This is a genomic window from Frankia sp. CeRuru1 (assembly GCF_977966315.1).
The window spans coordinates 1-5,775 of the sequence record NZ_CDWWEW010000331.1; the positions used below are offsets into that span (position 1 = coordinate 1).

The 5,775-nt window shown below is 67.8% G+C and carries 6 protein-coding genes; 2 read left to right on the plus strand and 4 right to left on the minus strand.

The features are described from left to right. On the plus strand, nt 1–618 hold a 618-nt coding region (locus AC08OP_RS19455; RefSeq protein ID WP_476615494.1), incomplete at its 5' end, for a molybdopterin dinucleotide binding domain-containing protein. 354 nt (nt 619–972) lie between these two features. Here AC08OP_RS19455 and AC08OP_RS19460 read toward each other — a convergent pair. Together AC08OP_RS19460 and AC08OP_RS19465 are read right to left on the minus strand one after the other, a co-directional pair. Next, nucleotides 973–1,611 carry a hypothetical protein gene (locus AC08OP_RS19460; RefSeq protein ID WP_476615495.1) on the minus strand — a complete coding sequence of 213 codons (639 nt, stop codon included), beginning with the start codon at nt 1,609–1,611 and terminating at the stop codon, nt 973–975. A gap of 443 nt (nt 1,612–2,054) precedes the next feature. After that, nucleotides 2,055–2,561, minus strand: coding sequence for a hypothetical protein (locus AC08OP_RS19465; RefSeq protein ID WP_476615496.1), 507 nt, complete (start codon nt 2,559–2,561; stop codon nt 2,055–2,057). A 15-nt stretch (nt 2,562–2,576) separates the two neighbouring features. Here AC08OP_RS19465 and AC08OP_RS19470 point away from each other — a divergent pair, with 15 nt between their 5' ends. Then, a complete protein-coding gene (locus AC08OP_RS19470; RefSeq protein ID WP_476615497.1) occupies nt 2,577–3,857 on the plus strand; it encodes a lipase in 1,281 nt (426 codons plus the stop codon). Nucleotides 3,858–4,141: 284 nt separating this feature from the next. Here AC08OP_RS19470 and AC08OP_RS19475 read toward each other — a convergent pair whose 3' ends face one another. After that, complete coding sequence (locus tag AC08OP_RS19475; protein ID WP_023841456.1) at nt 4,142–4,426, minus strand: hypothetical protein; 285 nt, start codon at nt 4,424–4,426, stop codon at nt 4,142–4,144. 452 nt (nt 4,427–4,878) lie between these two features. Then, on the minus strand, nt 4,879–5,652 hold the full coding sequence (gene uppS / locus AC08OP_RS19480; protein ID WP_476592757.1) for a polyprenyl diphosphate synthase: 774 nt from the start codon (nt 5,650–5,652) through the stop codon (nt 4,879–4,881). Nucleotides 5,653–5,775 lie beyond the last annotated feature (123 nt).

Below are 5,775 nucleotides of genomic sequence, written 5' to 3' on the forward strand. Positions count from 1 at the left end.
GCATTCGGGATCATCGCGGGGGAGCTGAACGCGCTGGACAGTCCGGATGAGGCGGTGTTCTACACGTCGGGTCGGACGAGTAACGAGGCGGCGTTCGTCTGGCAGCCGTTCGCGCGGATGGTGGGGACGAACAACCTGCCGGACTGTTCGAACATGTGTCACGAGTCGTCGGGGGGCGGCGCTGTCGGCGACGATCGGGATCGCTCCAGCCTGCTCGGGCGGGGCACGACCCTGGCGGATCAGTTCCTGCAGATCCGGGTGAACGGGGACCCGGCGTTGTTCCAGGCGCTGACGGTCAACACCTGCGAGGTGCTGCGGGTCCCGCCGGGACACCTGCTGCTGCAGGCCGTCCGTCCCCACGACCAGTACAACACGACGATCTACGGCATGGACGACCGGTACCGCGGGGTGCGCCGCGGCCGGCGCGTCGTGTTCGTCCACCCGGACGACCTCGACGAGCTTGGTATCGCCGACGGCACCCACGTCGACCTCGTGCGCCCACTCGAAACCCCGGCGCAGGGTGTGTCCCGGCGGCTGGTCTGCTGGTCTGCGTCGTGCGAGACCGGGTTCTTGACGGCGGTTGCCGGGAGGATACGGCGCTCCCAGCCGAACAGGTAGAGCAGGATGGAGACGAAGGTGAACTTGAAAAGTTCGAAACCCTGTGCGGAGTTGATGAGGGAAGCGACCAGGAAGGGTATGAAGAGGGCGGCCGATGCCGGCCGTCCGGCCAGCCGCAGCAGGATCAGGAAGACCGCTGCCAGAAGAGTGCACGCGCCGATCCGACCGACATCGAACAGCCAGGCCAGGTAGAGGGAGTTGGCCGCGTAGTTCCGGCCGTCACCGTATTTCTTGGCGAGATAGACGGAGTTCGAGTTCGGGCCGTAGCCGATGTTCGGATGACCGTTCTGCCGGGCCTCGGCCATGACGATCCGCGCGCTCGTGTAACGGCCGTTGGCGGTGGCGGGTGCCGTGTCATCGCCCAGCGCGCCGAGTCCGGCGACGAGCCGGCCGAACGCGACCGTCAGGCCGTTGTTGCTGGCCAGGTAGCCGGCCGGCGGCGAGGACGATCGTCCGGCGGCCCCGGGCAGCCACCGCTCGAACCCCGTTGAGATAACAGAAGGCCAGGCTGATAGAGGCGGTGAGCAGGACCGTGGGTGATGTGGTCAGCAGACCGGCGAGGACGACGAGTGCCAGGTTTCGCCACGACCTGCGCCGGACCGCCAGCAGGATCAGCACGGAGATGACTGGGGCCCAGGACGAGGGCTCGGCCAGCAGCCCGCGCAGCCGGGGCGTGCCGCCGGAGCCGGGGTCTACCCACACCGGCGCCGGTAGGACGGCGGCGACGGCATAGCCGGCCAGGGCGATCCACACGCAGCCCAGTGACATCCGCCAGAAGACGTGTTCGAGGTGGCGGCGATCGAAGAAGAATGCCGCGAAGACGGCGATCGAGGTGTAGAAGACGCCGAACCGCAGGCTTGCCGCGAGGTATTCGGCCGCGCCGTCCGGGCCCACCGGGGCCACCGGGGCCACCGGGGCCACCGGGGCAAGGGAGTAGAAGCACATGACCGTCGCGATGAAAAGTACGGCCAACAGGCCGCGCAGCGCGTTCAAACACCCAGGTCGCCAGCCGGGCGTCCGGCCCGATCAACTCGTTCTGCTGGGTCTGCTCCGCGGTTTTCGGGGCGGTGTCCCACATCCCGGGGGAGCCGGCGGAGGTCGGATCGGGGGCAATCGTGACCGATCTCATCGCCGGCACCGTGGATTTCCCCCAAGGGGCATAGACGCCGTGATTTTCCCGAAGCCCATATGGAGCATGGTAACAGCCACCGGAGCGCTTTCTCCCGGCATCCCTCGGCGGTGGGGGGCGGGTGTCGCCGCGGCGACCCTTTCCGGGGATCGACTGCCTATAACCGGTCCTTCGCGGGCGACGCACGCGTTCAGGGCCGGCGGCCCGTGCCGGAAATCACCTTCGCCGGCGCATCCGTCTTTTTGGTGTGATCACACTACGACTGTCGGTGTCGGGAGCGTGCTCCCGGTGCCGACGGTGCTGCCCATCAAGCGATGGATATCTGACCAGGCCACCTACATTGGCCCTCCGGGCAGGGCGTGATGGCAGCCAGCAGGTGGCGGTCACCCGACGGGCGGGCAGAGGGCGCGATGAAGACACCTGAGCGGCTGTTCGATCTCCCCGGCACGGTTGCCATCATCACCGGCGGAAGCCGGTAGGCCGTTCGAAGCCCGTGTGCGGTGGTTTTCCCCGCCCGGGTCGACCTGCTGACCGCATTCATCCTGGACAGGCCCACTTTTAGGATCACCGGCGTGGCGACAGGCCCACTTCTAGCGTCACCGGCATCGCAATGCACACGCGGGAAGGAAGTCACATGCAGGAAAGAGGCCACGTGCAGGAAAGAAGTCATGTGCCACTGGGGCGTCATATGCGGGAAATTGGTCACGTGCGGGAAGGAGGTCACATGCGGGAAATGGGTCACGAGCAGGAAACGGGTCATGTCCAGGAAGGAGGCCACGCGCCGCAGAGACGTCACGTGCGGCTGGTACGTCACGGGCGGCAGGACATCGTGAGGAGGGGACGGCGTTCCCGGCGGCGCCGGACCGTCATGGGGCTCGTCCTCGCCGCGACGACCGCGGTGACGGCCACCGCGACGACCACCGCCCTCATCGACCCCGCCGCGGCCACCGGGCCAACCACGGCTTGGCGTCACACATCCTCTTACCGCGGGGATGTGGTCTCCGTCAAACGGCTACGGGTCCTGTCGGCGGAGTATGTGCGGGCGGTCCTGGCCGGTACCGGGTTCGACGCCGATCCGGAGGTGATCCGGTCGGGGGTGCGGACCTACCGGGTCGTGTACTACACGATCGACCCCCGTGGACGTCGGACGACCGCCAGCGGCCTGGTGGCGCTGCCGCGCACCGAGGACCGCTGGCTACGGGTTGTCTCCTACGCCCACGGCACCGAGATCAACCGCACGGACGCCCCGTCGACCGCGACCGATCTGGAGGCCAACTCCTGGGGGCAGGCCCCGGCCCTCACCTACGCCGCCGCCGGGTTCGCGGCGGTCGCCCCCGACTACCTGGGCTACGGCGTCGGGCCGGGTGACCATCCGTGGTTGGACGTCCCCTCGGAGACCAGCGCGTCGCTGGACCTGCTCCGCGCGGCGCGCACTGTCGCCGAGCGTGAAGGCCGGAAGTTCAAACGGGATGTGCTGGTCACCGGGTTCTCCCAGGGCGCTTCGGCGGCGACGGGACTGGGGAAGGCGCTGCGGGCCGGCGCCGACCCGTCGTTCCGGCTCGGTGCCCTCGCGCCCGTCAGCGGAGCCTATGACCTGCGCTCCGTGGAGCTGCCGGCGTGGCTGAACGGGCAGGTCGCATGGCCCTTCGGCGTCGGCTACACCGCCTTCTTCCTCGTCTCCTGGAACCGCCTGCACCACCTGTACCGCTCGCCGGCGGAGGTGTTCCAGGACCCGAAGGTCGCGACGCTCTTCGACGGCAAGCACACCGGGGAGCAGATCCTCGCCGGCCTGCCGGCGACCACCGACAAGCTGCTCACCCCACACGGCTTCGACCTGCTCCGCAACCCCCAGGGCCGGCTGGCCGTGGCGCTGTGGGCGGCGGACAAGACCTGTTCGAACTGGAACCCGAGGGTGCCGGTCCGGCTCTACGTCGGCGGCGCCGACCATCAGGTTCCGCGGGCCAACAGCGAGCACTGCCGGGCCGCGTTCCTGGCAAGGGGCGCCGACGCCCCGATCATCAACCTGGGACCCAACGTCGGTCATCTCGACTCCAACAAGGCCGGTACGGCCGCGGTCGTCCGCTGGTTCCGGCAACAGGTGCAGCAGTAACAGCGAGCTGACGGACCAGGACGATCCATGGTCCCCGGCCATCGCCGGTCCCATCGCCGGCGATGGCCGGTCAACCGGCCAGCGAAATCGGACGTCGGCGGGCGGCACTCGTGGGTGGGACGGAGGGACCTCCCGGCTCATCGGCTTCAGCGTTCGTCGTCGGGGCTGTTCGTCGTCGGCGCTGTTCATCGTCAGCTGCGGTCAGGTATCTCGGTGCCTCCGGGGAGTGCAGACAAGATAATCAACGGTGTTGACGACGTTCCGGCCGCCATTTTTGATCATGGCTAGATTCGGAAAGGCCACACCGGGGGCCCGATGGTTTCGGTGCGGACGGGGAAATTGGGGCTGGGCATGTTGACCTCGAGGCCGAGCCTCTTGTTGATTTTGAGAGCGCGATTCGCGTAAAAAGCGAGGATTCGCGGGGCCACCGACGCCACCGTGGCGGTGGCCGGCTCGGGTATGACGGCCGAAACTATCGCGGCTATGTCGACGCCGTTAGCGACCATCTCGGTCTCCTCTCTGGTGAAGAAGATCTTCCAACCCTTGTGGACGCTGGTGGCGGATGCCATTGATGCTCCGTTTATGTCTGACATCAGGTCCCGACAGGCGACAGGCTTGCACCAGCGCGACGGAGACTCGACGGTAGTTCGCTGATGGCGCAATAAGCACTTACTTGCGGTAATGGCACCAACTGGGCGTTTCCGCGGGCAGGATGCGGCCGACCGGGCGGGTGGCCAGCCGTCGGACGACGACGGTGCGGTGGGCGCTCTACACATCCCTGAAGCCCATAGGTGGCCCATGACCGGCGTTGACCGTCTGAACGATCTTCCTGTCCGGGGGGATGCCAGCCCCGCTCAAAGGAGGAAAGAAGGAAAGGAAAAAGGCGGGAAGGGGGAAATAGCCAGATAAAGGAAGAAATGATCGGGCAGCGGGAAGCGGAAAAACCAGGCGCACGCAGCCCGCCGTCCAAGGGCGGCTCAGGAGTGGTTCAAGGGCGGTTCAAGGGCGGGCCAGGCGCGGATCAGGCACCGTGGCGTCGCTCCCTGGCGGCGAAGCTGCGCAGGGCGCGCAGGAAGTCGATCTCACGGAACGCCGGCCAGTACGCCTCGCAGAAATACAGCTCCGAGTAGGCGCTCTGCCAGAGCAGGAAGTTGGACAGCCGCTGTTCCCCGCTGGTGCGGATCACCAGATCGGGGTCGGGCTGGCCGGCGGTGTAGAGGTGCTGGGCGATGTCGTCCACGGTCAGCGTCGACGCGACGTCGGCCAGCGAGTCCCCCGCCTCGGCCCGCTCGTACAGCAGTTCGCGCAGGGCCTCGATGACCTCCTGGCGACCTCCGTACCCGACGGCGAGGGTGACGTGGGCGCCGGTCGTGACGCCGCGGGTCGTCTCCACGGCATCCTTGAGGACACGGGCCGTGCTGTCCGGCAGCGTGTCCAGCATGCCCGCGAGATGGACCTGCCAGCGGGCGTCCGGCCGCCCGAGCCGGTCGGCCACCACCTGCTCGATCACCTGCATGAGGAAGGCGACCTCGGCGTCCCCGCGCTGCTGCAGGTTCTCCGTCGAGCAGACGAACACGGTGACGTGTTTGATCCCGACAAGCTCGCACCAGGACAGGACGTCCTCGGCGTGCTCGGCGCCGTACTTGTGGCCGAGGCTCGGATTCGCCATGCCCATCTCGCGGGCCCAGCGGCGGTTGCCGTCCATGACCAGCCCGACGTGCGCAGGCAGTGGACCCGCCATGACCTGCCGACGCAGGCGACGGGTGTAGAGCGCGTAGAGGGGGCCGGCCGTCAGCTGCACCTTCGATTACACCTTCGATTGTGGGGCGCCCGGCGATCGCGGGGCACCCGGGGGAGGAGGAGTTCGGGGAGAGCCCATGGTCGGAATGGGCCTGTGGTTGATCTGTCGTGGGTGTCG